At 71.0% G+C, this 1,444-nt stretch carries 1 protein-coding gene; it reads right to left on the minus strand.

All coding sequences use genetic code 11. The features are described 5' to 3' along the window. Nucleotides 1-171: 171 nt before the first annotated feature. Nucleotides 172-1,395 (minus strand): IS4 family transposase, encoded by a 1,224-nt coding sequence (locus ACWD4P_RS38185; protein ID WP_449782816.1) that lies wholly within the window; start codon nt 1,393-1,395, stop codon nt 172-174. Between the last annotated feature and the right edge of the window lie 49 nt (nt 1,396-1,444).

Genomic DNA, 1,444 nt, shown 5'->3' on the forward strand with positions numbered 1-1,444 from the left:
CAATGCCGGTGACTTTAGGTAGTGGCGTGTGGCGTGATGGTGGGTGTTGCTGGGTGTGGTGGTGGCCAGTTGCGGTGTTGGGCGTGTTTGAGGGGCCAGTTGGACATCTTGCGTTTGATGACGCGGGGGCAGGTCCGTTGACGACGCGGGGGTAGCAGGCGTTCGGTGATCTCAGCCAGGGTGCGGGTCAGCGCCCTGGCGAGTCTGCCGGGGGGAAAGCGCCGCCTGGGCGGGGACCTGGCGGCGCACGACCCGCAGACTGCGGGTGAAGGACAGCCGGTCGACGTCCACACCCTCGTGCAGGGCGGCCTGGTGCATCAACTGCCGAATCGCGTGGTGGACGAGCAGGAGGCCGTAGACCTCCTGCTCGACGCCCCACGGGTACTTCGAGCGCAGGACGAGCTTGGGGCCGCGCTGGTGGGTCTTGATCTCATCCAGGGTGGTCTCGATCTCCCAGCGCTGGGCGTAGAGCGCGGCCAGCTCGGCGGCCGGTGCCTCCTTCGGGTCGAGGAGAGTGGTGATCAGGCGGTAGACGATGGCGCCGCCGGTGCGGGCCAGGGTGTACTCGACGACCCGCACCGTCACCGGGTTGCGGCGGCTCCTGCGGTCCGGCTCCGCATGGATGGTGCTGAGGTAGGAGCCGTCGTCCAGGACCCGCACGACGGGCAGGTTCGCGCTCTTGCGCACCCGCCACAGCAGGTCCGCGCCGGTGGCCCGCGCCTGCTGCCACAGCTCGAAACCGTAGAAGCCCCGGTCCGCCAGCAGCAGCATCCCCGCTTCCAGGTGGGCGAACAGCCGCCGGGAGAGCGTCTGCTCACCGGCCGACAGCGGGCCCACCTCGGCGCCGAACACCGTATGGGTGCCGCACTCGGCCAGCCCCACCACCCGGGCCTGCGGGAAGGCGCCCGTCCCACGCCCTGTGCCCGGCCTGCCGAAGAACACGTCGTTGGCCTCGGTGTCCGCCAGGTCCAGCGTGGTGCCGTCCACCGCCACCAGCCGCCGGCGCCGATACCAGGCGCCAGCGGTCTCGGGCACGGCCAGCGGGCGGCACACCCGCGCGAACAGCAACCGCAGCGGCTCGGGTCCCAGACGCCGTCGGGCCCGGCCGATCGCGGCGGTCGTGGGCACCCGCCACGACCGCCGCCCGTCCCCGAGCCCCTCGCCCAGCAGCCGGGCGACCTCCTCATAGCCCTGCCCGAAGAACAGGCACATCGCCAGCACGAAGTACACGACCACCCGCGCCGGCAGCAGACGGCTGCGCTTCTCACCCCGACCGGTCTCGGCGATCACCTCATCGACCAGACCCGGAGGAAACGCCCGGGTCAGCACCCCGATCGCGATCCGGTCCGACAACCGCTCACCCGCAGGCGACTTGACCTGCCCCACCCTCGCCACACCACGACCAACGAGGCATGGACCACAAAGTCACCGGCATTGGCCCTAG

Source organism: Kitasatospora sp. NPDC002543, assembly GCF_053594915.1.